This window comes from Oscillatoria sp. FACHB-1407, from assembly GCF_014697545.1.
Classification (GTDB): domain Bacteria; phylum Cyanobacteriota; class Cyanobacteriia; order Elainellales; family Elainellaceae; genus FACHB-1407.
Window position 1 is genome coordinate 249132 of record NZ_JACJSA010000009.1, and the last position, 24904, is coordinate 274035.

The following is a 24904-nucleotide window of genomic DNA, read 5'->3' on the forward strand; positions in this document are numbered from 1 at the left end:
TGAAAGCTGTTTCACCGCTCTTTTGATGTTTTGATTTGGAAAACACTATAAGGAAACTTTTTTAGGATAAAGCCGCGATGACTCAGTTCCTGCTTCAGTCGAGCTGGTGGGTGCCTGCGTATGGGTTGCTAGGTGCCGTTTTAACATTGCCATGGTCAACAGGGGTTGTTCGCCGTACAGGTCCCAGACCAGCTGCATATTTCAACCTGTTGATGACCGTTCTGGCACTCGTTCACAGTGTGATGATTCTGTACAGTGTTTGGAATGAACCTGCTCAGAAGTTGTTGGTTCCCTGGTTCAGTGTCAAAGGCTATCTCAATCTCTCGTTTGCGCTGGAGTTGTCTCGACTGAGTATGGGCGCGGCGGTGTTGATCACAGGGCTGAGTTTGTTGGCGCAGGTGTTTGCGCTGGGGTACCTGGAGAAGGATTGGGCACTGGCGCGGTTTTATGCGCTGATGGGCTTTTTTGAAGCTGCGATGAGTGGGTTGGCGTTGAGCGACTCGTTGTTTCTCAGTTATGCCTTATTGGAGATGCTAACCCTCTCTACTTATTTATTAGTCGGTTTTTGGTATGCCCAACCACTGGTGGTGACGGCTGCACGAGATGCTTTTCTAACTAAGCGGGTTGGCGACTTATTGCTATTGATGGGTGTGGTTGCGCTGTCGAGCATGACAGGGAGCCTCAATTTTTCAGATCTGGCAGAGTGGTCAGAGGTGGTGCAGTTAGCCCCGATGACCGCTACTTTGTTGGGGTTGGCTTTAATTTCGGGTCCCATTGGTAAGTGTGCTCAGTTTCCGTTGAACCTCTGGTTGGATGAGGCGATGGAAGGACCGAATCCAGCCTCTATTTTGAGAAATTCGGTGGTTGTTGCCTGTGGTGCCTATGTGCTGATTAAGTTGCAACCGGTGTTGGCGTTGTCTCCGATCGCACTGACCACCTTAATGGTGTTGGGAACGGTGACTGCCGTGGGAGCCTCGCTGGTGGCGATCGCCCAGGTTGATATTAAGCGGACGTTATCTCATTCCACCAGTGCCTATCTAGGGCTGGTCTTCCTGGCCGTGGGAATTCAGCAAGACGAGATTGCGCTGTTGTTTCTGTTTACTCATGCAATCGGTAAGGCTCTGTTATTTATGAGCATTGGCTCGATCATTTTGACGACGAGCACGCAGGATTTGACTGAAATGGGTGGTCTGGGGTCACGCATGCCCGCTACAACAACCGCTTTTGTCGTGGGAGGACTCGCAACGACAGCTCTGGTTCCGTTGGGAAGTTTTTGGGCAATGGCGGAATGGGCAGATCGGTTCTCAGCGGTGTCTCCCTGGTTGGTGGCAGTTCTGTTGCTTGTGAATGGATTGACTGCTTTTAATTTGACGCGGGTGTTTGGTCTGGTGTTTGCGGGTGAGCCACAGCCCAAGACTCGGCGTGCACCAGAGGTGCCCTGGTTGATGGCGGTGCCCATGGTGTCATTGGCGATCGTGGCTCTGTTAACGCCTGTGATGTTAATGCAATGGCATCTGATTTCAGATTGGCTCAGTTTGAATCAGACTAATTTGGTGTTGTTGCTGGTGTCGAGCACAGCGGGTGTGGCGGCAGGAGCGTTGTTCTATCTCAATCCGCGATCGCCCAAGCCAGTGCGTTTTGTTTGGAAGTCAGTGCGTGATGTGTTGGCATATGACTTTTGCATTGAGCAACTCTATCGCCTCAGTGTGGTCTTTGGTGTGGTGCAGGGGTCACGGCTAACGGCATGGTTCGATCGCTATGTGGTAGATGGGATGGTCAACCTGGTCGGCTTGGTGTCGATTTTGGGAGGTGAAAGTCTGAAATACACGATTTCAGGTCAATCCCGCCACTACCTGTTGACGGTGTTTATCGGTGTGGTTTTGGCGATCGCTCTGCTGAGTTGGTCCTATTTCAACCCGGCGGGAGCCTCCTATGTCTCTGCAAGCTCTGCCAATTTGTTCTAACGCAATGGCGAGTTTGGTTTGTGCTGCATCTGTAATCATCACAGGAAGTAGAGAACTTTAATGTTAAGTGTCTTAGTCTGGGCACCGCTTTTGGGGGTTGCTCTGATCAGTTTATATCCACAAACACTGACGGCTCAACGAGCACGACAAATTGCTCTGGCAGTGGCGACGGGGGTTTTAGCATGGACGCTCTATCTGCTGACCCAGTTTGACCTGGGTTCATCCTCCTTGCAGTTGCAGGAGTCCCTGCCCTGGATCGAAACATTGGGGTTGACCTATCAGCTGAGTGTGGATGGGTTGTCGCTGCCTCTCATTGTGGTGAATAGCCTGCTGGTGTGGTTGGCGATTTATAGCAGTGATTTGAATATCAACCGTCCTCGCCTTTATTACAGTTTGATGCTGATCTTGGGGTCGGCGGTGGCAGGTGCCTTTGCTGCTCAGAATCTCTTACTGTTCTTCCTGTTTTACGAGCTAGAGCTGATTCCACTGTATTTGCTGATTGCTATCTGGGGTGGCGCAAAGCGGGGATATGCGGCAACAAAGTTCCTGATCTATACCGCCGCTTCAGGCGTGTTGCTGTTAGCCGGATTCTTTGGCTTATCTCTGTTGAGCGGGTTTGCTAGTTTTGATTTTGAAGTGCTGCGATCGCACACGTTACCGCTCACAACGCAAGTCATTTTGCTTGTGTTGTTGGTGATTGGATTTGGCATCAAAATTCCCCTGGTACCCGTTCATACCTGGTTGCCGGATGCCCACGTCGAAGCCTCAACCCCGACATCCGTATTGCTGGCGGGTGTGTTGCTGAAACTGGGAACCTATGGTTTGTTCCGATTTGGGTTGCAGTTGTTTCCCGAAGCGTGGCACGTGCTGTCACCCTGGCTGGCGATCGCGGCAGTGGTTAACGTGCTGTATGGTTCCTTTGTGGCGATCGCCCAGACGGACTTGAAAAAAATTGTGGCGTACAGTTCTGTGGGACACATGGGATTCGTCATTTTGGCGATGGCAGCCGCAACGCCTCTGAGTCTGTTGGGAGCCGTTGCTCAAATGTTGAGTCACGGTCTGATCTCAGCTCTCCTGTTTCTGTTGGTGGGTGTGGTTTACGCCAAGACTGGAACGCGAGATGTCAATGTACTGCGCGGATTGTTGAACCCGGAGCGAGGAATGCCCCTGATTGGCACGCTGATGATTGCAGGTGTGATGGCGAGTGGTGGTATCCCAGGGATGGTTGGCTTCATTGCCGAGTTTATTGTCTATCGGGGTAGTTTCCCGGTGTTCCCGGTGCAAACTCTCTTATGCATCATTGGCACAGGTTTGACTGCGGTTTATTTCCTGAATTTGATCAACCGCACCTTCTTTGGTCGCTTACCGGATACGCTCGCAAATCTGCCGCCTGTATATTGGCGCGATCGCATTCCCTCAATTATTGTGACGTTGTTGGTGATTGCGCTGGGCTTGCAACCGATGTGGATGACCTCTTGGAGTGAGAGCACCACAACCGCATTGGGCACCTTGATGACGGTTGAATCGACTGAATTAGCTCAAGGCTCCCAAGCTACCCTGATTCCATAACTCCCCCTGAGGCTAACGCCTTGCTTGCCCATTCCATTTTCTTTCTTTCATCTTTGCTCTCCCTTGACCTATGGTTAGCCTGATTCAAAAATCATCCCATCCCCTCGCCAGTGTGGTTGAACGCCTTGAAGCGGGTGGTGCTTTGTTGCCGGAATCGCCCCAAAACCTGCTGGAAGTCGTTGGGATTTTGAAAAGCTATGGCGTGGTGTTGGGGGCTTATAGCCGCAACTTGTGCTATATCGCGGATCATCAGTTCTTAGTACTGTTTCCAGCGTTTAAGTATTTCGATGGCGAGGTGTCGCTGAAGAAGTTGTTGCGTCACTGGTGGCACGATCGCATCAACTATGAATTTGCTGAATATTGCATGAAAGCGATGTTGTGGCATGGGGGTGGTGGTTTAGATGCTTATCTGGATACCCCTGAGTTTAGTGAGCGGGCGGGAGCGGCGATCGCCGCTAAGCTCAGTGACAATCCTCTGATGAGTGGTCTGAATCGGCTATTTCCAGAGTTTTTGCCAGAACAGGTGCGAGTGCTGGCGTATTACAGCGGATTGGGACAGTTTTGGACGGTCATGAGTGCCATGTTTTTAGAGCTGTCCGATCGCTACGATGCCGGTGAAATTAAGGCGATCGATGATGTGGTCAGGCACATTCAAGACCGTCTGGTTGCCGCAGCGAATATTCCCATTACCTATGCCGTCACGATTAAGGGCAAGGTCTACGACATTATTCCGCCGTCCGCTGGATTAACCTTTTTGCCAGATACTGCGCTGCCCTACGTGGAGGCAGTGTTTTTCCGCTCGTTCCCCTTCTTTGGCACAGTGTCTTACAATGCGCAGGCACAACAGATTTCTACCGATCAGGCTGACTTTAACTACGGTGCGTTATACGCTGACCCCCTTCCTGTGGGTGGGGCGGGTATTCCTCCCACGTTGTTAATGCAGGATATGCGTCACTACCTGCCAGAGTATCTACATCAGATTTATCGAGATGGGTTGCGGAGTGAAGATGACCTGCGGGTCAAGATTTGTCTGAGCTTCCAGAAATCGATGTTCTGTGTCACGACAGCTGCCATTCGTGCCCTGGCTCCTCATCCCATTGACACCAATGACCCTGCTGAACAACAAGCCAATCGGGCTTATCTAGAGCAGTGGATGGATCGCTTGGCGGCTTCTCGTTTAGTCACGTTGCAATAAATCAGATCTCTACAATTTCTCTCGTTCCTGGCTTCTAGCCAGGACTGCACACATGAAGGTTCTGCCTCCAACCATTGCTTCAGGAGGCACCTCCGTAACTTCACTTCCGAGCAGAAGCTTGGAAACGAGGTTTGCTTGGATTTGTTTGCAGAGAGAGTGGCAGAAGAGAGTTATAGCCATCGCCACATTCGATGGGGCGGAGGCGAGTCAACCAACCCTGCGGTTGCTATGTATTACCTCTACCTGAAGGATGAGTAACTACCATCTCTTTTCTTAAGTAATGTGTCGATATTCTAAGATTCCGTCATCTTTGGTTTCGCTTTGAGAACTCTTGTTATTCTCTATACAATCTTCCATGCGAAGCCCCATCTTTAAGGAAACAGACTTATGAAAAGCTCCAATCATCTCGGTCAATCAATTACTCTCGGTGCGTTGTTAGCTTTGGCGAGCGCAGGTGTGATCAGCCTAATTACCTTACAAAGCAGCTTTTTGCCCTAGTTTTAACGGTCAGCGAGTCTAAGGAAATCAAATTATTTCTGAAAAGGAATTCATTCTTCTTAAAGAAATTCACAAAAAACGGCAGTGTGCTCTCAGCCTTTGTTATGACAATGTTGCTTCTATCCGATGCAACCTGTCAGGCAAAGGCGATTTTTTTAGGGAACATCGTTTGTGTAAGTCCTAATTGACCTGATACCGAATTAATGTTTGATTGTGGCAGATCACGGGGTAGGGGCGTTTCGCGAAACGCCCTTACGGAATCATGTGCAGCGAAGCCAATTCAAATTGGTATGAGTTTGCACCGAAGTCTGCGAATTGATTTCCAGATGAATTGACGTTAGTTAACGTGAATTCGGGATAAGAATTTTGGCGGTTAAAACAAACCCTGATTCTGGGAAGCTTCCTGACTCGCCTCTGCCTCATCGCATGTGGCTACGGCTATACAGACAAACCCGATCTGCGTCGGTTGAGTAAACCTTTGATTTCCGGTAGTCCGCGTCGGCGGACTTCGCTTTGATAGCCGCGAATTCGTTCACCAGGGTCTTAAACCGAACTGCTAATCCCTTTGCCCTAACTGTCCCACCAGTTGCCGTAGAATTCGTGCTAGTTTGTTTTCATAACATCAAATAACTTTAATCATCTTCTGATGTCTGCACATACCTTTAATCAGCCGATTCCTCAGATCGACGTTGATACCTTTGCTGCCCATCGCGCCGATACTCAAGAGCCGTTGCAATTGGTCGATGTGCGTGAACCGGAGGAGTTGGCGATCGCCTCGGTTGACGGCTTTGTAAGCTTGCCCCTGAGCCAGTTTGGGGAATGGTCTGGGAAAATTAACACCATCCTTGACCCAACGGTTGAGACGATTGTGATGTGTCATCATGGGATGCGGTCTGCTCAGATGTGTCAGTGGTTAATGAATCAGGGCTTTACAAACGTCAAGAATCTAGCAGGTGGAATCGATGCTTATGCAGATGTAGTCGATTCCAGTGTGCCTCGGTATTAAGGCATACGGCTAAACCAGCCTTGGGCTGATTAGATTAAGATCATCGGTGGAATGTTCTGGAGCTTATGGAACTCAAACTCAACGCTCGCCAACAGCAAGTGCTTGGGGCAACGGTACGTCACTATATTGCAACTGCAAAACCAGTTGGCTCAGAGGCACTGGTAGAGGGATTTAATCCCAGAGTTAGTCCTGCGACGATTCGCAACGCCATGAGTTTCTTAGAAAAGATGGGGTTGCTGTATCAGCCACACACCTCTGCGGGACGGGTTCCGTCGGACTTTGGGTATCGAGTGTTTGTAGATCAGCTGGTGACACCCTCAGAGCCGATCGCCCGACAGCTAGACCAGTTATTGAGCGATCGCCTCAATGTGGATGATTGGGGCTTTGAGGCGGTTTTGCGGGGGGCGGCTCAAATTCTTGCAACGGTGAGTGGCTACATTGCCCTGATTACCATGCCACAAGCGACTAGCCTGCATCTGCGCCACCTGCAACTTGTACAGGTTGATGCAGGTCGAGCCATGCTGATTGTTGTGCTTGACTCCTATGAAACGTTGTCCACTTTGATTAACCTGCCTCAGTGGCAGGATGAGCCCCTCGACTCTGATCTGATTGAACGAGAATTGCAGGTTTTATCCAACTTTTTGAACACACATCTGCGTGGCAAGTCTTTTACAGAGATCAACACGCTGGACTGGAGTGATTTAGGGCGGGAGTTTGAACGATATGCTGAACTGCTCCGCACCTCGATGTTTGAGCTGAATCGTCGCAGTCAGGTGCCTATCTCGACGCAAATCCTGATCAGCGGTGTTGCAGAAGTGTTGCGACGACAACCTGAGTTTTCTGAACTGCAACAGGTGCAGACCATCATGCAGTTGTTGGAGTCTGAACAGGATCAACTCTGGTCGCTGATTTTTGAGTCGGCTGATACCGACCACATGGGTCGGCGGGTGACCGTGCGGATTGGGTCTGAGAATCCGCTAGAGCCAATGCGCAGTTGTGCTCTGGTTTCGGCGACCTATCATCGAGGTAACGTGCCTGTGGGTAGCGTGGGAATGTTGGGACCGACCCGCATGATGTATGAGGATGCGATCGCCCTGGTAGAGGCGACGACCGATTATTTATCGGAGGCGATTAGTCAAACTCCGTAATACCTCACTTCAGCAAATCGGCAATTACCTGTTGTAGACCCAACACCACGCGAGTTAAGCGATCGTAGTCAATCTGATCAGGGGTGTCGAAGTCAGTGTGGTAATAGGGATAGCGAAAAGGAGCGGTATCTGTTACCATCACGGCTGGATATCCGGATTGCCAGAATGCCCAGTGATCTGACCACCCAACTCCCGGTAGAAACGCGGGCAATGCGGCTCCCTCTGAGGGAAATTGGGCGTGTTGTCGAAACGAGGCGATCGCCCGTCTCACCAACTGTCGCGATGGAATGTTGCCGATGAACGCGATGAAGTTGCCCTGTGAGGGATAGACGAGATTGAGGGGAAAGGGATACTTCTGGCTGTTGTCTGCGGTTGAGTAATAGCCCATCGTCTCCAGGCTCAACATCGCCACAATGTTTTCACCACGATCGCGGCAGCGTTGAGCATAGACCCGGCTCCCCATTTGCTCTGTCCAAAAGAAGGGAGGTTCCTCGTTGACAAACTCGACAAATCGGAGGGTTCGATCGGGTTGAGTTTGGGCAAACAGGCGAGCCAGTTCTACCGTAGCAGCAGCACCCGTTCCGTTATCGTTTGCACCGGGACTGGTAAAGGCGGTGTCAAAGTGGGCTCCAACCACGACAATCTCGTCGGGATGCTGCGTTCCTAACCGTTCGACCTCCAGGTTATAAAAGGGTTGCCCATCGATCTGGTAGTCCTGCAAACGGACGGTATAACCTGCTTCGGTGAGAGCCTCAGTGAGAAACTCAGTGCTTTGAGTCAGTCGTTGGGGATTCAGGGCGTTGCGGTGTCCGATGTCGGTCGCCAACCGGGTGACCTCCTGGCGCAGGCGATCGCGCAAAACGATCGCGGACTGACTTAGAGGAGTTAACTCCCCTCGATAACTCTGACCAGGCATTCGCAATAACAACAACCAAATGGCAGCGATCGCCACAAGGATGGTTATCCCAATTACCGCTAAACGGGCGATCGCTGCTCGATTGATCAGGGGAGGACGATGCCGCTTACCGCTCATCCCATTCTGCTGCCGCATCGGCAACGGCTTGATCGACGTTCTTTTCGCCTAACATGGCAGCCTGTAAGTTGTTGTAAATGATCTTTTGCAGTTCTCGAATGTCTTTGAGCGGAGGCAACAACACTTCTGCATCTCGCATTTGTCCTGCACTGATTGAGCGCGCTTTTTCAACCGAGGTGGCGTTGTCTGGGAGATCGGTAAAGTGTGGATCAGCCAGCGCATCAGTCGTCGAGGGCAACACGTTCGCAGCTTTCGCAAATGTGAGTTGATTGTCATTATTAGTGACAAATAGGGCAAACTTGAGGGCTGCATCCGGTTGGTCGGTGCTGCGGGGAATGACCAGATTCATCACTGCTACACTCCGTTTGCCACTCGCGCCTGTGAGTTGGGCGGAGGCAACAGATTGACTGGCGATCGCTGGAGCATTGATCTCGATCGTTTTGAGAAACTCAGGACTGGAGGAAAGCACGGCGGTTTCGCCCTGTTGATAGAGTTCGATGCCGCGTCGGTGTCCCTGAGTCAAGACTTCTTTAGGTAACAGGTCTTGTTGATACAGGTCTGTCCAAAACTGAAATGCTGCTCTGCCTTCAGGGGTGTTAAATGCCGCTTTGCCCTCGGCATCAACCAGTTGCACACCCATCTGCACGAGGGATTGCATCACTTCTGCCGAGTCTTCCGGAACAAAGGTAACAAAGTAAGCATACTTACCTGTGGCATCTTTAATCGTTTGTGCAGCCTGTGCCAACTCTTCATAAGTACTGGGGGGTTGGTCAAGACCTGCTTGCTGCAACAACTCACTGTTATAAATAGCGACACTGCTGGTGAGATACCAGGGAATGCCAAAACTCTTGCCATCCAGGGTGCTGGCTTGCCAAATCTTCGGTAAATATTGTTGTTTGACCTCATCTGGAATTTGATCATCTAACTCTAACCAGGCGTTGCGTCCAGCCAGTTGAGCCGCAAAATCAGGGTTGAGGTTCACCACATCGGGAGCAGTTCCAGCCGATACAGCCGTCAAAATTTTGCTTTGCATATCTGCCCAGGGCACATCAACCCATCGCACTTTGATGTCAGGATTATTACTTTCAAACTCAGTAATTAACTGATTAAAGTAATCGGTAAATTGGGGTTGAAGTTGCATTGTCCAAAATTCGACTTCTGCTGCCCCGGATGTCGATTGTTGTGATTGAGATGAGGATGGGCTACAACTGCTGATTGCCCAACTCAGTAACATGCCCAGGAGGGCAAAGATACCCAATTTCTTCCAAATTCTGATGCGTCTCATGCGTAGCTCAGTCGTTTGCTAAAAGTTTCCAGGGGTGACCCATTCGATCCAGATCAATCCATTGAGATCAACCAACCGAGATCAACCGACCGTTATTGATAAATAAAGGACGGCAGGAGCGGTGTAGCCATTATCGCTGATTTCAAGATCGGCGGGATGATCCCACTGTAAACCACCGCCTCCAGAGGCGATCGCTCCCCTTGAGTAGACCCCACCGTTTCCGACCTCACGAGGAAACGGAGCATGAATTTACAAATAAAAGTAGCGAAATTAAAAAATAGTGCTATATATGGAGGAAAAATAGACTGATTTTTTCTCTTGACGCTATATATAGCAAGGCTTTTGAGCGATCGCGTCGCGCGAATAAAAGGTGTTTTCCATCTACTTTGGGCGGCAAAATTGCAAATTCAAAAAGCTGATCCTCTTCTTGGCTATGCACTTGGCTTCGTTTTTTGCCCTAAGTTCTGGCTAGAATTTTCCACAAGTATATGCTTTTTTTCTCAACTATGTGTAATATCGCTGATAAAAGAGGGTACTTTTTACTAACTGACGGAACGAGAGACGACTGTTTTTGAGTTGGGTCAGGGTCAAACTTGACCACAAGTTTGGGGTTATTTTTCCGCTTTATTCCCTTTACGAGATCGGTTTAAGAAAATTTCAGAAGAAATATTCATTAAAGTTTGTATCCTTTGCAATAATGTGGAAAATCTCAATTAAATTGGATAGCATGCAATAGCATTAAACCATGCGTATAATAAAGTCTTTCCAAAATTACTTCAGTTTAAAAAAGCTTGCCTCACTTCTCCTAACTTTATCGATTGGCAGGAAAAACGGTGGCTAGTGTCCTCAAGAATTTGTTCGCAAAGAAAACCAGAGGGGTTGGCATAGAGTTAACTCCTGAACGAGTTAATCTGGCTCGTCTCAAGCGTAAAGGTCAAGGGTTTCAGTTAGTCACTCTGGCTTCGGCAGATGTGCCAGAAGGCATTTTTCAAGAGGGACAAATTGTCGATTCGGCATCGATGGCTCAGATCATTCAGACACTGCTGAATGAAAGCAAAGTCAAAACCAAGTATGCGGCAACCGCAATTCCCGGTGGACGCGATACGGTAACGCGGATTATTCCGGTTCCCGCTGAGTTAGACGATCGCGAATTGCGAGAGATGGTGCTGAACCAGGAAGCCGGGTTGTATTTGCCCTTCCCTCGTGAAGAGGCAGATGTGGACTATCAAAAGCTGGGCTTCTTTGTTGATGAAGATGGCATTGAAAAAGTCCAGGTGTTGTTGGTCGCCACGCGCAAAGAGGTGACGGATTCCTACATCAGCACCTTCCAACAGGCGGGTCTGGCAATTAATGTGCTGGAAATCAGCAGTTTTGCCTTGATTCGCACCATCCGAGAACAGTTGCGGCAATTCACGCCCCAAGAGGCAGCGGCAATTGTTGATATTGAATTTGAGAGTACTGAAATCTCCATCGTGGTGGATGGGGTGCCACAGTTCTCCCGAACCGTACCGATCGGCACCTATCAGGTGCAAACCGCCTTGAGTCGGGCAATGAATTTGCCTCCGTCGCGCAACACCGATTTGTTACAAGGCATGACGGTTCCCGTTACCCCAATGGACAGCGTCAGCGGTGCGCCCAAGATGGGTGGTACAAATCCGGGAACGGCTGCCATGCTGCGAATATTGGGTGAGTTGGCGGATGAGTTGCGGCGATCGATCGACTTTTATCTCAATCAGGGTGACAACTTAGAAGTCGCACAACTACTTCTGGCAGGTCCAGGTGGGGCGATCGGACAACTGGATGAGTTTTTCTCACAGCGACTCAGCCTTCCCACTAGCCAAATTGACCCGGTTGCGGCGTTATCGCTGGAGGTCGAACAAGACATTCCATCCTTACAACGCTCTGGGTTAGGAGTGGTCTTGGGGCTAGGGTTACGAGAAGCGTGGTGATTTGGGAGGTGTTGGATGTATAGCCTTGATATTAATTTTCTCAATGACCGGGCTGAACGTGCCACCGAAGCGGGACCCGTTCAAACGAGGACAGCTTCGGATAGCAATCGCCCCCTCTTTATTGGTCTAGCTGTAGGGATTTTCCCGCTGGCGTTGGTGTTGGTGTCCTGGTTTCTGCTGCAACAGCGCAATGCTGCCTTGCAAGCACGGCAAGCTGAGTTGGATACCCGCTTGACTGCACTACAAGCCCAGTTGACCGAGGTAGACACTATCAATGCCCAAATTGCTCAAATCAACGCTGAGAACCAGGCATTGGCGACGGTGTTTGACCGAATCAAGCCCTGGTCGGCGATTTTGCAAGATGTTCGCGATCGCGTCCCTACTGGAGTTCAGGTTTCTCTCATTGAGCAGAAAGACCCTGCCAGTTTACCTGGTGCGGCTGCGGCTGCGCCCCCACCTCCACCGGCGGCACCTGCTGACCCTAACCAACCTGCGGCACCTGCGGCGGTACCCGAACCCCCCCCTGATGTCATCGAAGTCTCTGGACAGGCGCGAACCTTTAACGATGTCAACGACTTTTTGTTGACACTCCAGCGATCGCCCTTCTTGCAAGCTGATCAAACCCGGTTGGTGACGGCTGAGTTGGTGGATAATCCAACTCAAATTCGATTTGCCGATGAGCAAAATTCTGGAAATGTCGAAGTACAGCTTCCCAGAGTTGTACAGTTCAGAATCCAAAGCACTCTAACGACCCTACCTGCGTCTGAACTGTTACAGGATTTAGAACGAACATTGGCGGTTGGTTTGCCCGCCAGAATTGAAGCCCTGCGTGAAAGAGGAGTAATTCAACCATGACGGCTGGAGACTACATTCCGGACGGCAGTTATGATGCCGAACCTAATTACCCGACAGTCTTTGGGCTCAAGTTGACTCCAGCCACCAATGGGGTCTTGTTAGCCATTTTTGGGCTGCTAGCAGCGGGTTATGTCGCTTACACGTTTGTCAAACCTGTGTTTGATACCTCGCAGCAGCTTAGTGCGGACATTGCGGCTAAGGAGCAGCAACTCCTGGCGACCGAGGAAACGCAGCAGCGCATTCAGGAGGCCCGCAACCAATTGCAGGAGGCGAAACAACTGCAAGCGGATGTGTTGACGCTGTTTGCGAACCAGGAGAGTATGGATACCCTGCTGTTGGACTTGAATGAGCGGGTGCAGTCTGCGAACGCCGGAATTGGGGACCCCGATCGCCGTGCGACCCTGTCTCGTTTTGCTCGCAACGACACAGCATCAGGCGTTGTGAGTGATGGGTCGTTTGGGGCAGCGGTAAACGGCAGATTAGAACGCCAGGTCTACGATGTGCAAATGCAAGGGTCGTTTGCTCAAACGCAATCGATTATTCGTAGCATTGAGCGTTTGCAACCATTGCTGGTGGTGCGCAACTTTAAGTCTGAACTGGACACCTCGACTCAGGCGATCGTCCTCGACAACCAGGGCAGATTGACACCTGCCGGACAACCCGTAACCCGGATCACCACGTCCTATCAGTTGGGTGCTTTGTTGCCTGTGTCTACTCCAGCGGCTCCGGCTGCACCCGCCGCCACTGACCCAGCTGCCGCAGGGGCGGCTCCGGCTGCAAGTCCAGCCCCTTAGAGCGACGTGGAGGGTGTTGAGAGTTTTGAAATCTGCTAAACCGCTTGTTCGTATTTCAGCCTGATCTGACCCCATAGCATTCATTCAATCGCCGTTTCTGATTTAAGGAGGAGTGAACCGTGAAACAACAGCTTGGTCTTGGCAGCCTCTTAGGTGGCACTGCCATTGCACTGATTGCCAGTCAGCCTGCGATCGCCGTGCCTACTCAAGTGACAGGGGTACAAATCAGCCCCTCCAACAGTGGGATTAATTTGGTGTTGCAAACCCGCGATGGCGATCGCCCCGATATTTTCACCGTCAGCCGGGGTAACACACTGGTCGCGGACATTACCAATACCCAACTGCGATTGCCCCAGGGGAATGGGTTTTTGCAAAACAACCCGGCTCCTGGCATTACTTCGGTCATGATTGCGCCGTTAGACTCCAACAGCATTCGGGTCACGATCAACGGTGATGCCTCTGCTCCAGCAGGGCAGGTGACTCAACGGCAAAATGGCATCGTTATGGCGATTGATCCATCCGGGAGACAGGCAGCTCAATCGACCCCGGTTAGCCCCAATCAGATTGCGCAACAGCCTGATCCGGCTCCTGTCCCACCGCCGCTGGTTCCCGCTCCTGACGTGTTAGTGCCCAATCCACAAATCTCGATTGATGGCGTTCCTGCGACAGGTCGAAGTGGTGTGTATGTGCCGCCGCTCCAACCCAGGGCGATCGCTCCACCATTAGGTGACATTGCGATATCGAATATCGACACCTCCCCTGCGACAATTGACCTCAACTCAGCCGAGCGTGTACCCCGTTTGGTTTTGCGGGATGCTCCTGTGCGCGATGTGTTGTCGTTGTTGGCTCGCGCCGCTGGTTTGAACGTGGCTTACATTGGTGAATTACCAGGTGCAACCCAACAAGCAGCGGCGGCTCCTGGCGAAGAAGCGGACACCGAGGTGCGGATCTCCCTCGACATTGAGAATGAACCTGTCCAGGATGTTTTCAACTATGTACTGCGGGTTGCAGGTTTAGAGGCAAACCGGGCTGGGCGTACCATTTTTGTGGGTCCTCGTTTACCCGATGATGCACGGGCTACGGTGGCTCGTACCCTCCGGCTTAACCAGGTGACTGCTACTGATGCTGCCAACTTCCTGACGGCTCAGGGAGCTGAAACCCAAATTCCGTTTGAGCGAGTCGAAATTACGGTAGTGGGTGAGGGTGCTGCTGCTCGGACGATTGAAAGCCGGACTCCTGATATCCTGGCTCTACGCGCGACTGAAGGGGAAGGCCCTCTCTTGTTGAGAGGCGTGTCCATCTCGACTAATGAACGTCTGAATACCATTACGTTGGTGGGTCCACCCCGTCGCATTGAGATCGCCACCAACTTGTTGGCTCAACTCGATCTGCGTCGTCGTCAAGCCGCAATTAATGTCCGCATTGTAGACGTCAACTTGCTGGCTACAGAAGACATTAACACCAGCTTCTCCTTTGGCATTGGAGATACCTTCTTTACCAGTGATGGGGGTGCTGCGAGCTTCAACTATGGGGGTGCCAATCCACCCACCCGTGGTCAATTTGATGGCAGTGTGTTGACTCCACCCATCATTGGTACGCCTTTCCCAGAGGGGGTTGACGATCCGCAGCCGTTCATTGATGCTCAGCCCGATGCCCCCTTTGGAACGGGTGAACCTCAACCCTTTGGTAACCCACCCTTAAACGACGGTACGATTCAAATCCCTAGTGGTCAGTTCTTCCGCCCACCATTTGGCACCAACTCTAACCCCCTCCAGGGCGGTGTAACCCGACTCAACCCAGATGGCAGTATTGAGATTGGTCTGCCGGAATTGTTCCAATTCCCCAGTCGCTTCCTCGCAACCCTCCAGGCGCAAGTGGTTAGCGGTAACGCTAAGATCTTGACCGACCCGACCTTGACGGTTCAGGAAGGGCAACGGGCACAGGTGCGGCTCACGACAGAGGTGTTTGGTGGCTTTTCGGCTCAGCGGGAACCGATTATTAAGAATGCGGGTCTAACGCTTGATATCGTTCTCAGTCGGATTGACGATAATGGCTTTGTGACGCTGGCGGTGATTCCTACAGTATCCTCCGTGGCGAACGTCTTTAATACGCAGCAGGGTGACATCGTGCTACTGCAAGAACGCCGAGTTGACTCCGGTCAGTTGCGGGTGCGAGATGGACAAACGCTGATTCTCTCTGGAATTATCCAGGAAACAGATCGCGCTACTGTCTCCAAGATTCCTATTCTGGGTGACATTCCTCTGTTAGGTGCTCTGTTTAGAAGCACTGAACGGGAAAATACTCGACAAGAAGTGATCGTGTTATTGACTCCCCAGGTCATTAATGACTCTGACTTGTCTAACTTTGGTTATAGCTATACTCCCGGACGTGAAGCGCAGCAGTTGTTGCAACGTCAGGGTGTGCAGTTCCCCTAACCGATCGAGATGAATTGGGAGTTAAGTCAGGGACGGGATCTGTTGTGCCCCAATCTGCTTAACTTCCAATGACTGGTTCTGGTGTCGAAATGCTGTCTGTGTGTGAGTTTCCCCACTCGAAACTCAGTTCCCGACTGAGAGAGCAGGAATCATGATGGGGAGACAATTATTTAGACTTTAGGGTGAGCTGAACTTAGATCTATTTGAAGTTTAATTTTTAGTGATGAAGGGTTTGGTTCGGGCGGGCATAATCGAGATATAGCAAGGGATTTGAGCCTCTACCTGAGTTGACCCGATTACAATTAACAGCTCAATTTTGATATTGATCGTTGCATTTGAACTCTACGAATGTTGTACCAACGGCTACGTTAATGTGAGGAACGGAGGATATGGCAGGCAGCAGCTTTGATGATGCAATTAAGATCTCCTTTGAGGGCGATCGCTTCCGCAAAACCTTCAGTGGCTCTGTTAGTGGTTCAAACCCCAACGTCTTTTATCGCTTTGATGTCAGTAGCGATCGCAGTCGTTTTAGTGATCTCGGTGTCATTCTGCGCGGCTTAGACGACAATGCTGACCTTGTGCTCTTTAACAGTCGTCGTCGTGTGGTGACGTTTTCAAGTAACCCAGGCGATCGCAGTGAAGTGATTGGTCGTAGTGCGGCTACCTTAAACCCACTGCGACCTGGCACCTATTTTTTACAGGTTAAGCGAGTTGAAGGGGCAACTGATTTTGATCTGACAATTTCGCTGGTGCCGCTCAATAGTAATAATCCAGATTTAAGACCTCCTCGACCTCGACCCACTGAAACCTTTAGTCCTGCAACTCTGGCGCGTGCTCGTCGAGTGAATATCATCGGCAGAACTCGCATCATTGACGATGCGGTAGGGGGTGGCAATACTCAGGATTTTTACCGCATTGACCTGAGGCGATTTAGCCGTGTCTCTTTTTTCCTGAGAGATTTGGAAGCAAACGCAGACATGGATCTGGTCAATAGCCAGGGACAAATTTTACGGCGTAGCTTTAATCAAGGGACTCGTCAGGAAACCATTAGTGTTGGCTTTAATGGGCGCAACCCCAACATTACTTTGGCTCCTGGTACCTACTATGTGCGAGTCTATCGTCGGGGTAGCCGGACTCCTTATGAATTGAACATGACGGCGATCGAGACCACCCGCCAGGCTCCGGTTAACCGAGGGGCAACCGCTCAATTAGTTGCTAACGTCAACCCTGGTGCTAATAGCTCTAACCCCACTGATTTAGTTGTCTTTAACGGACGGTTGTATTTCACGGCGAATGATGGGATTAGCGGTCGCGAATTGTGGAGTACCGATGGCACTCAAAATGGAACACGCCTGCTGCTCAACATTAATCCGGGTTCTGCCAGTTCTGACCCGACGGATCTTTTTGTCTTTAATAATCGGCTCTATTTCGCTGCTAACAATGGCATCAATGGAACCGAGTTGTGGCGCACTGATGGCACCGTAGCCGGAACTGAACTAGTCCGTGATATTAATCCAGGTGCGGCTAGCTCTAGCCCGTTTGACTTTGTTAATTACAATGGGCAACTTTACTTTGCAGCTACAGACGCTCTAGGTAGAGAGTTATGGCGTACGGATGGTGCTAGTGATGTTACCACTGCCGTGACACAACGGGTGGCTGACATCAACCCAACAGGCAGTTCAAACCCTGCTGATCTAACCGTTGTTGGCAACACGCTGTTCTTTGCTGCTGATGATGGTTTGTTGGGCAACGAACTGTGGAGTTATGACGGACAGGCAGCGAACCTGGTGAGAAATATTAATCCCACAGGTAGCTCCAATCCCTTTGATCTAGTGAACTTCAACAATACCCTCTATTTCAGTGCGGATGATGGTGGTATCTTAGGTCGTGAGCTTTATCAAAGTACGGGTACCGCTGCATCCACTCGTTTGTTCGTGAATCTGCGGGCTGGTTCTGAAAGCTCCAGCCCTAGTGAGCTAGAACGAGTGGGTAATTTCTTCTATTTCGTTGCTGATGACGGTATCCGGGGCAGAGAGCTATACCGTAGTGATGGCACCGTCAATGGCACAACCCTGGTGAGTGATATCAACCCTGGTAGCAGTGGTTCTAGTCCCACTGATCTGTTGAGTGTCAATGATAGTGTTCTATACTTCTCAGCCCTGACAAGCACCGCAGGCAGACAGTTATTCCGCAGTGGTGGAACCGTTCAGAACACAATTCAGGTGACAACCTCTGCATCTCCTAACCTGAACCCTGCCGATTTAGTGGTCTTCAATGGCTTTATCTATTTTGCGGGGACGACTACTGCCAGCGGCACAGAAATCTTTAGGGTTCAGGCTCCAGCGGGGTCAGCAACATGAGAAACTGATTGAATTGTGATGTTGAGTGGGATCAGTGTTACGCGAAACATCTCCTAACTCTGGCAACTGTAGCTATAAAAGTAGTAAAAGTGGGGAAGATTTTCTCTTCCTCACTTTGTTTTTTGTGTTTTTTAGAAACTCACTCATTGGTTTTTAGGTCATATTTGCGCCAATTCTTTGCTGATGACTCAGAAAAAATTATGTAGTTTGAGAAAAATTACCTAAAAAATCCCCAAATCTATATAAATTAAAGGTTTCACCGATCCATAACTGTCAACTAGACTTTAGAATAAAGCATTGAAAATTCCAATTTATGGGAGTTTCAGCAACTAACCTGGTTTCCCGTTCGGTTTTTTCAACTTTCTGATCCCACTTTGGGATGTAGAGCTGTTTCTTATCCTGATCAAATTAAGGAGATTCCCATGAATAAGGGCGAATTAGTCGATAAGGTTGCCGAAAAGGCAAGTGTTACTAAAAAACAGGCGGATGCCGTATTGACCGCCGCGATCGATTCCATTATGGAAGCGGTTTCTAATGGTGATAAGGTGACGCTAGTTGGCTTCGGCTCGTTTGAGCCTCGCGAGCGCAAAGCCCGCGAAGGACGGAACCCCAAAACGGGTGAGGCGATGGAAATTCCAGCTACTAAAGTGCCTGCCTTTTCTGCGGGCAAACTCTTCAAAGAAAAGGTCGCGCCAAAGTAATTTGGGTTTTGTATCGGTATCCTTTGTGCGGAGCTTTGTGGCGCAACCCACTCATGGGGGGAACATTACCTGGGCAGCAGAGCTGGCAGGTTGTTCCCCTTCGTCAATCCTAGATTTTTCAGCCAGCATCAACCCTCTGGGGCCACCCCAGTCGGCGATCGCTGCCATTCAAGCTAGCCTCTCAACGCTGCGCGATTATCCTGATCCCGACTATCGGCAGTTGCGATCGAGGCTTAGCCAGGTTCACAATCTTGCGCCGGAATGGATTCTGCCGGGGAACGGTTCTGCCGAGTTATTAACCTGGGCGAGCCGGGAACTGGCAGAATTGTCGTCGGTTTATCTGATGACCCCTGCCTTTAGCGACTATCTGCGAGCCCTCAAGGCGTTTCATGCAAGGATTGTGCCGTGTCCGCTTGATCTGATGACTCGTTCCATTGCAGGGCTTGAGGATGATGTGCAACAGGCATTGCAGGCGATGGTAGTTGCGGCTCAAACCCATGCATCTTGTGGGCTGTTGATCAACAATCCTCACAACCCAACGGGGCACTTGTTAAAGCGAGCGGTTCTTTTGTCGGCTTTACAAAGTTTTGATCTGGTTGTTGTGGATGAGGCATTTATGGATTTTTTGCCTCATGAGCAAGATCAAAGTGTAATTGACTGGGTTCAGAAATATGCCAACTTAGTCGTGTTGCGATCGCTCACCAAGTTTTACAGCCTGCCGGGATTGCGGTTGGGCTATGCGATCGCCCATCCTGATCGGTTGCGTCGCTGGCAACAGTGGCGTGACCCCTGGAGTGTCAACACACCTGCCGCCGCCGCCGCAGAAGCGGTGCTTGGCGATTACGAATTTCAACAACAGACCTGGAACTGGTTAGCCGAAGCACGATCGCACCTGTTTCAGGGTTTAAGTGCGTTGCCGGGGCTACATCCCTATCCTGGTGCAGCGAATTATTTGCTGGTTCGTTGCGATCGCTCTGCTGTCAAGTTGCAACATCAGTTACTCAAACAGCACCAAATTTTAATTCGCGATTGCGTTAGTTTCCCTGAATTGGGCGATCGCTTCTTTCGCGTTGCTGTCCGCACTCAGGCTGAAAATCAACGGTTGCTGGATGGGTTAACGAATGTTTTGAGAACTAATAATCTATTAGAGTAAAATGTGCTCAATTCTTTGTCTTCTACGCATCAATGATTCTTTTATCCCAGGAGGCAATCATCGCAGAAGAAAAGTTAACTCAATATCTGCTGGTATCTTTGCCAAAGGACGATAAGTCGAAGTTTCTTGCTCAAGCAGGCTATACATTGGAAAACTGGCAACAACTTGAGAAAGATTTACGCACTCAAGTTCTCACCCAGCCTGCTAAATTTATTGAAAAGAATCGTTATGGTGAGAAGTATTTAATTCGCGCTTCGTTGCGAGGAGTGAACGGAGTAGAGCTTAACATTTTAAGCATTTGGATGGTGACAGATAGCACAACTCGATTCGTGACTCTTGTACCCAGCAAAGGAGTTGACGCATGAAAGGACAACATCCCTTATTTTCTAGAGTTGCCCTGGCTCAAGATTTACCACAGTACAACTTGAAGCGAGGGGATATTGCGACTGTTGTAGAGCGTTATCCGATGCCAGATGGTGAGGAAGACGGGTACAGTTTGGAAGGGTTTAATACTCCACAAGTCACCATTGAGGTTGCTGCTTCTCAGATTATTCCAGTGACTCAATGGCAGCAGGAAGAAATCATCCTAAACAAGATACGTCAGCTATCAAATACAAGATTATTGCAGTTAGAAGATTACTTGGATTTTCTCCTACAGAAAGAGCAAGCAGAACAGAAAAGTGCTTGAAAGTTTTAAGTTGTGCGATGAGCGATCGCCCCAATAGTTATGACTATGATTGAAGGCGACATCTCATTCTTCTGTTCATGCGGTTTGACTACGATTTAGTCGTTATTGGTGGTGCGATTGCGGCTCGTCACGCGGCTCTCACGGCCGCTTTATGGAATGCACGAGTTGCTCTAGTGGAGCCTTTGCAACCCTCTCCTGGAGTTGATGCGGTTACGATTCAGCAAGCGTTGAAATACGTAGGGCAGACGGTGCGGCAGGTGCAACAGGCTGAAGCCTTTGGAATTCATAGCCCGCGAGAAGGATCACATCCAGTTGTGAACTGGGCAGAGGCGTTGTATTGGGCACAGGGGGTTGTTACCAATTTAGAGGAGGGGCGATCGCCGACTGTCCTTGCGGCTCATGGCGTTGACGTCATCGTGGGCAATGGGGAGTTTTGTCGTCGTCCTCGTGTTGGGTTTGTGGTGAATGGGCGGGTGTTGCGATCGCGTCGTTATTTGATCGCCCCTGCAACTCGTCAAACCATCTTGCCAATTGACGGGTTAGCACAGGCAAATCCCTTGACGCTGAGTGCACTGTGGAAATCGCTACCCTCGCTCAAGCCAACGGCTCACCTGATTTTAATTGGGGGCAACCCAATTGGCGTAGAGTTGGCGCAAACGCTGAACCGATGTGGGTTTCAAGTGACACTGCTGACCAATCGCGATCGCCTCTTACCTCAAGAAGATTTGGATGCGGTGCGGCTGATTCAGGCACAACTTGAGGCGGAGGGGGTAGAGGTCTTGACCCAGGCGGAGGTGACTCAAGTCCGGCAATTGGGAGCGCAAAAGTGGGTACAAGCCGGAACACGGGCACTCGAAGCCGATGAGATTATTGTGGCAACAGATTCACCGCCCGATTTTGCATCCCTCAATTTGACAGCCGTGGATGTCGAGGTTTCAGCAAGGGGCATTCCTGTTAATGCCAAATTGCAAACCAGCAATCCCCGGATTTATGCCTGCGGCGAGGCATTGGAGGGTTATTCCTTTGCTCACATTGCCCAATATGAGGCGGATATTGCGGTTAGAAATGCTCTCTTCTTCCCTCGGTTTCGAGTCAACTATGCGCTGATGCCGTGGGCGATCGCCACTGACCCTACCCTGGCGCACATCGGCTTAACCGAGGCTCAGGCACGAAAACAGTATGGCGATCGCCTGACCGTGCTCTATCAACCGCTCAAGCGAGTCACCAAAGCTCAGATGCAGGGCAACACAACGGGCTTTTGTAAGCTGATTGTCCGTCCTGACGGTCAACTGGTCGGAGCACACATCGTTAGCCCTGAGGCCGAAGAACTGATTGGGGCGATCGCCCCCCTGATCCGACATAACTATCCTTTACAGGATTTGGAATTCTTTCCGGCAATCAGTCCAGGCTGGTCAGAAATCTTGCATCTCGCTGCATTGCAGTGGCGGCAACATCAGAGCGATCGCAATTCGGTGATGGGGGAACTGCGGGAAATGTGGTTTAACTGGCGGCGATCGTAATGTTTTCTGAAAGGGGCGCGATTAATTGCGTCCCCTCTTAAATGAATCGCGTCTCCTCTTAAATGACAAATTGCAATGCCTGCCCTCGCACGCTGGTGTCTACCTTGCCGTGGTCGTAAACCACCTGCCCACCCACGATCGTTACAACCGGATTGCCAGTCAGATTCCAGCCTTCAAACGGACTCCATCCACATTTAGTCAACAGTTCCTCCCGCAAGACGGGGCGATAAGTCTTGAGATCCACCAGCACCAAATCGGCATCGTAACCGGGTGCGATCGCCCCTTTGTTGGGAATGCCATACCGTTTAGCGACCGCCGTTGACATCCAGTTAGAAACCTGGGCCACGGTGCAGCGTCCTTTCATCGCCTCGGTTAGCATCAGTGGCAGTGAAGTTTCCACTCCCGGCATCCCGGATGGGCTTTTGGGATAAGGTTCTGCCTTTTCTTCTAACGTGTGCGGGGCATGATCGGTAGCAATAAAGTCAATCACGCCATCTAGCAAGGCTTGCCAGAGTACTTCAGCATCGTGAGGCGATCGCAACGGTGGGTTCATCTGCGCCAGGGTTCCTAGCGTCTCGTAGGCTTGAGTACTCAACAGCAAGTGCTGGGGGGTTACTTCAGCGGTGACCCAAGCGGGTTTGTCCTGGCGCAATAGATCTGCCTCTTCTGCGGTAGACATGTGCAAGATATGCAGATTACGCTGATATCGCTTAGAGAGCTTTAATGCGAGTTGAGTCGCTTGCAGGGCTGCCTGGTTATCTTGAATCTCGGAGTGGACTGCCGGATTGCTATTTCCAGCGAAAAGCTTGCGTCGTTGCCGAATTCGCTCCTGGTCTTCAGCATGAACTGCGATCAGACGGTTTTCAGCGTGAGGATCATTCACATCCCGATAGAAGATTTTATCCAGTACGTCTTCCTGCTCCACCAACAGTGCGCCATGATTTGACCCCATGAAGATTTTGATGCCGCAGGCGGGGTTAGCAGTTCTAAGGTCAGGCAGATTCTCAGCCGTTGCCCCAATAAAAAAGCCATAGTTGACTACGCACTTGGACGCGGCTCGTTGGAGTTTGTCATCTAACGCTTCCTGGGTGATGGTTAAGGGGCGGGTATTGGGCATTTCCAAAAAGGAGGTCACGCCTCCCCTGGCGCAGGCACAACTGGCAGTGAACAGATCTTCTTTATGCTCTAGCCCTGGTTCCCGAAAATGCACTTGAGGGTCTATGACCCCTGGCAACAAAGTTGATCCATCCGCGTCAATGACTACAGCCGAATCATTCGGAGACACTTGAGGCGCAACCTCTACAATCTTGCCGCTTTGTACTAAGACCTCTCCTTTGAGGAATTCGCCGTTGGGTAGGAGGATCTGAGCATTTTGGATATGGAGGGAGGAAGCAAAATTCATCAGACTATGGGGCAGCGATCGCGCTATGGTTGAAATCTAATCGGTTGAGTCACCATTTTCTGGTGGAACCTTCACTGTAGCAGTCTCTTAAAATCGATTAGGCTAATGTTTAGTTCCATTTGTGGGCAAATCACGATCACCCATGCCGACTCAATCCAATCCTAACTCTCAACCGGAGTCAGAAAACCCTCAAGCGTTAAACTCTGATGGTCTTCAATTCACAAACCCTGAAGCTGAGGAACTCGCTAAAATCCCTCCTGCCCCCCTGGCAAACTCCTCTAAACCAGAGGAAAATCCCTGGGTTGAGGGGCTTAAAACGATTGGACTGAGCATTATTTTGGCGTTGGGTATTCGTCAGTTTGTTGCTGAAGCCCGCTACATTCCGTCGGAGTCGATGCGCCCCACGTTAGAGGTCAACGATCGCCTGATTATTGAAAAGGTCAGCTATTACTTCTACAAACCCGAACGGGGTGACATCATTGTTTTTAGACCTACCGATCGCCTGCGTCAAGCTAATCCCAGCTTAAAGGATGCCTTTATTAAGCGAGTGATTGGATTACCGGGTGAAACGGTGGAAGTCCGCGATGGACAGGTGTTGATCAACGATCAACCCATTGAGGAGAATTATATCTTTGCGCCACCCGACTATCCCTGGGGACCTGAAGTCGTACCAGAGGACTCTTACCTTGTGTTAGGAGATAACCGCAACAACAGTTACGATAGCCATTTTTGGGGTTTTGTCCCGCGTGAAAATATTATTGGTCGTGCTGTCGTGCGGTTTTGGCCCCTCAATCGGATGGGTGGCATTGGTCCGGAGCCAGGCTATCAGCAACCCGACCCTGCGAAATCAACGGAATCGCCGGAGGCATCTCCCAGTCCATAAAGGGGTGGCAGGAAACAACTAATATCGTTGATAAGGCTGACGAAACTTGAGGTTGAAGTCATGAAAGGGGTAAAAGTTGTCGGCTATTTGTTTGGTGTGGTGATTGCAGCCCTGGGCGTCACGCTGGCACTGACCAACCCAAACAGAGATGCTTACGAGGAGTTTGCAACGGCACAATTGACGCAATATCTCAAGGATAATGCTTGCACTCAAGCTCCCGATGTGTTTGGTGATGTGTTGCAGGAACAGTGCGGCGAGTTATTAGATAACAATCAACGTGAAGTCAGAGAGTTTATCTCTCGCAACACCGAGCGGCAAAATTTTGGGGTGCTGAGTATCTATACAACCGACCTGGCGATCGCTGAGTTAGGTCCGCTGTTGCCGTCCTATCACTTTGAAACCGTCGGTATCTTTCAACAGTTTTATATTTATCAAGCGACCAAGCGGTGAGTAGCGGAAACCTCTG

The 24904-nt window shown here is 50.4% G+C and carries 21 protein-coding genes; 18 read left to right on the forward strand and 3 right to left on the reverse strand.

Translation table 11 applies throughout. The features are described 5' to 3' along the window. Window positions 1–77: 77 nt before the first annotated feature. From H6G89_RS16960 to hrcA, 6 genes are all read left to right on the forward strand, one after another. Window positions 78–1964, forward strand: coding sequence for an NAD(P)H-quinone oxidoreductase subunit F (locus H6G89_RS16960; protein ID WP_190508424.1), 1887 nt, complete (start codon window positions 78–80; stop codon window positions 1962–1964). A gap of 60 nt (window positions 1965–2024) precedes the next feature. After that, on the forward strand, window positions 2025–3533 hold the full coding sequence (locus H6G89_RS16965) for an NADH-quinone oxidoreductase subunit M (RefSeq protein WP_190508427.1): 1509 nt from the start codon (window positions 2025–2027) through the stop codon (window positions 3531–3533). 70 nt (window positions 3534–3603) lie between these two features. Next, entirely contained in the window at window positions 3604–4728 is a 1125-nt protein-coding gene (locus tag H6G89_RS16970; protein WP_190508429.1) for a CO2 hydration protein, read from the forward strand. Window positions 4729–4863: 135 nt separating this feature from the next. After that, on the forward strand, window positions 4864–4986 hold the full coding sequence (locus H6G89_RS35750) for a hypothetical protein (protein WP_255519438.1): 123 nt from the start codon (window positions 4864–4866) through the stop codon (window positions 4984–4986). An 886-nt stretch (window positions 4987–5872) separates the two neighbouring features. Continuing rightward, window positions 5873–6232: a rhodanese-like domain-containing protein gene (locus H6G89_RS16975; protein ID WP_190508431.1), complete on the forward strand. Its 360-nt coding sequence runs from the start codon at window positions 5873–5875 to the stop codon at window positions 6230–6232. Between the two features lie 65 nt (window positions 6233–6297). After that, a complete protein-coding gene (gene hrcA, locus H6G89_RS16980; protein ID WP_190508433.1) occupies window positions 6298–7380 on the forward strand; it encodes a heat-inducible transcriptional repressor HrcA in 1083 nt (360 codons plus the stop codon). A 4-nt stretch (window positions 7381–7384) separates the two neighbouring features. On the opposite strand, the gene H6G89_RS16985 is transcribed toward hrcA, so the two are convergent. Then, complete coding sequence (locus tag H6G89_RS16985; protein ID WP_190508435.1) at window positions 7385–8431, reverse strand: M28 family peptidase; 1047 nt, start codon at window positions 8429–8431, stop codon at window positions 7385–7387. Continuing rightward, window positions 8403–9698 carry an ABC transporter substrate-binding protein gene (locus H6G89_RS16990; protein ID WP_190508437.1) on the reverse strand — a complete coding sequence of 432 codons (1296 nt, stop codon included), beginning with the start codon at window positions 9696–9698 and terminating at the stop codon, window positions 8403–8405. The genes H6G89_RS16985 and H6G89_RS16990 overlap by 29 nt, the downstream gene beginning before the upstream one ends. 833 nt (window positions 9699–10531) lie before the next feature. Between H6G89_RS16990 and pilM the strand changes: the two genes are divergently transcribed. From pilM to H6G89_RS17040, 10 genes are all read left to right on the forward strand, one after another. Next, complete coding sequence (gene pilM, locus H6G89_RS16995) at window positions 10532–11647, forward strand: type IV pilus assembly protein PilM (RefSeq protein ID WP_190508439.1); 1116 nt, start codon at window positions 10532–10534, stop codon at window positions 11645–11647. 15 nt (window positions 11648–11662) lie between these two features. Beyond that, window positions 11663–12502: a PilN domain-containing protein gene (locus H6G89_RS17000; protein ID WP_190508441.1), complete on the forward strand. Its 840-nt coding sequence runs from the start codon at window positions 11663–11665 to the stop codon at window positions 12500–12502. Continuing rightward, the gene (locus H6G89_RS17005; RefSeq protein WP_190508443.1) at window positions 12499–13296 is read left to right on the forward strand and encodes a pilus assembly protein PilO; all 798 of its coding nucleotides are present in this window, start codon (window positions 12499–12501) and stop codon (window positions 13294–13296) included. Before H6G89_RS17000 ends, H6G89_RS17005 begins: the two co-directional genes overlap by 4 nt. A gap of 119 nt (window positions 13297–13415) precedes the next feature. Next, window positions 13416–15731 carry an AMIN domain-containing protein gene (locus H6G89_RS17010; RefSeq protein WP_190508445.1) on the forward strand — a complete coding sequence of 772 codons (2316 nt, stop codon included), beginning with the start codon at window positions 13416–13418 and terminating at the stop codon, window positions 15729–15731. Window positions 15732–16120: 389 nt separating this feature from the next. After that, on the forward strand, window positions 16121–18091 hold the full coding sequence (locus tag H6G89_RS17015; protein WP_190508447.1) for an ELWxxDGT repeat protein: 1971 nt from the start codon (window positions 16121–16123) through the stop codon (window positions 18089–18091). Window positions 18092–18498: 407 nt separating this feature from the next. After that, window positions 18499–18792, forward strand: a complete 294-nt coding sequence (locus H6G89_RS17020) for an HU family DNA-binding protein (RefSeq protein ID WP_309229946.1) — start codon at window positions 18499–18501, stop codon at window positions 18790–18792. Between the two features lie 37 nt (window positions 18793–18829). Continuing rightward, complete coding sequence (cobD, locus tag H6G89_RS17025; RefSeq protein WP_190508451.1) at window positions 18830–19945, forward strand: threonine-phosphate decarboxylase CobD; 1116 nt, start codon at window positions 18830–18832, stop codon at window positions 19943–19945. 32 nt (window positions 19946–19977) lie between these two features. Next, window positions 19978–20310, forward strand: coding sequence for a DUF6883 domain-containing protein (locus H6G89_RS17030; RefSeq protein ID WP_190508452.1), 333 nt, complete (start codon window positions 19978–19980; stop codon window positions 20308–20310). Next, window positions 20307–20633, forward strand: a complete 327-nt coding sequence (locus H6G89_RS17035) for a DUF4926 domain-containing protein (protein ID WP_190508454.1) — start codon at window positions 20307–20309, stop codon at window positions 20631–20633. Before H6G89_RS17030 ends, H6G89_RS17035 begins: the two co-directional genes overlap by 4 nt. A 77-nt stretch (window positions 20634–20710) precedes the next feature. Beyond that, on the forward strand, window positions 20711–22153 hold the full coding sequence (locus tag H6G89_RS17040) for a dihydrolipoyl dehydrogenase family protein (protein WP_190508456.1): 1443 nt from the start codon (window positions 20711–20713) through the stop codon (window positions 22151–22153). A gap of 58 nt (window positions 22154–22211) precedes the next feature. Here the strand turns inward: H6G89_RS17040 and H6G89_RS17045 are convergent, their stop codons facing one another. Next, window positions 22212–23555 (reverse strand): dihydroorotase, encoded by a 1344-nt coding sequence (locus tag H6G89_RS17045; protein ID WP_190508458.1) that lies wholly within the window; start codon window positions 23553–23555, stop codon window positions 22212–22214. A gap of 142 nt (window positions 23556–23697) precedes the next feature. Here H6G89_RS17045 and lepB point away from each other — a divergent pair, with 142 nt between their 5' ends. Next, on the forward strand, window positions 23698–24438 hold the full coding sequence (gene lepB / locus H6G89_RS17050; protein WP_190508461.1) for a signal peptidase I: 741 nt from the start codon (window positions 23698–23700) through the stop codon (window positions 24436–24438). A 60-nt stretch (window positions 24439–24498) separates the two neighbouring features. Beyond that, complete coding sequence (locus H6G89_RS17055; protein WP_190508462.1) at window positions 24499–24888, forward strand: DUF4359 domain-containing protein; 390 nt, start codon at window positions 24499–24501, stop codon at window positions 24886–24888. Window positions 24889–24904: the final 16 nt, after the last annotated feature.

Coding starts and splice junctions, on each gene's coding strand:
- H6G89_RS17045 (WP_190508458.1), bottom strand. CDS start 23,555: ATGAATTTTGCTTCCTCCCTCCATATCCAAAATGCTCAGATCCTCCTA.
- lepB (WP_190508461.1), top strand. CDS start 23,698: ATGCCGACTCAATCCAATCCTAACTCTCAACCGGAGTCAGAAAACCCT.
- H6G89_RS17005 (WP_190508443.1), top strand. CDS start 12,499: ATGACGGCTGGAGACTACATTCCGGACGGCAGTTATGATGCCGAACCT.
- H6G89_RS17030 (WP_190508452.1), top strand. CDS start 19,978: ATGATTCTTTTATCCCAGGAGGCAATCATCGCAGAAGAAAAGTTAACT.
- H6G89_RS16975 (WP_190508431.1), top strand. CDS start 5,873: ATGTCTGCACATACCTTTAATCAGCCGATTCCTCAGATCGACGTTGAT.
- hrcA (WP_190508433.1), top strand. CDS start 6,298: ATGGAACTCAAACTCAACGCTCGCCAACAGCAAGTGCTTGGGGCAACG.
- H6G89_RS17000 (WP_190508441.1), top strand. CDS start 11,663: ATGTATAGCCTTGATATTAATTTTCTCAATGACCGGGCTGAACGTGCC.
- H6G89_RS16960 (WP_190508424.1), top strand. CDS start 78: ATGACTCAGTTCCTGCTTCAGTCGAGCTGGTGGGTGCCTGCGTATGGG.
- H6G89_RS17035 (WP_190508454.1), top strand. CDS start 20,307: ATGAAAGGACAACATCCCTTATTTTCTAGAGTTGCCCTGGCTCAAGAT.
- H6G89_RS16965 (WP_190508427.1), top strand. CDS start 2,025: ATGTTAAGTGTCTTAGTCTGGGCACCGCTTTTGGGGGTTGCTCTGATC.
- H6G89_RS17040 (WP_190508456.1), top strand. CDS start 20,711: ATGCGGTTTGACTACGATTTAGTCGTTATTGGTGGTGCGATTGCGGCT.
- H6G89_RS16990 (WP_190508437.1), bottom strand. CDS start 9,698: ATGAGACGCATCAGAATTTGGAAGAAATTGGGTATCTTTGCCCTCCTG.
- H6G89_RS16985 (WP_190508435.1), bottom strand. CDS start 8,431: ATGCGGCAGCAGAATGGGATGAGCGGTAAGCGGCATCGTCCTCCCCTG.
- H6G89_RS17015 (WP_190508447.1), top strand. CDS start 16,121: ATGGCAGGCAGCAGCTTTGATGATGCAATTAAGATCTCCTTTGAGGGC.
- H6G89_RS17055 (WP_190508462.1), top strand. CDS start 24,499: ATGAAAGGGGTAAAAGTTGTCGGCTATTTGTTTGGTGTGGTGATTGCA.
- H6G89_RS16970 (WP_190508429.1), top strand. CDS start 3,604: ATGGTTAGCCTGATTCAAAAATCATCCCATCCCCTCGCCAGTGTGGTT.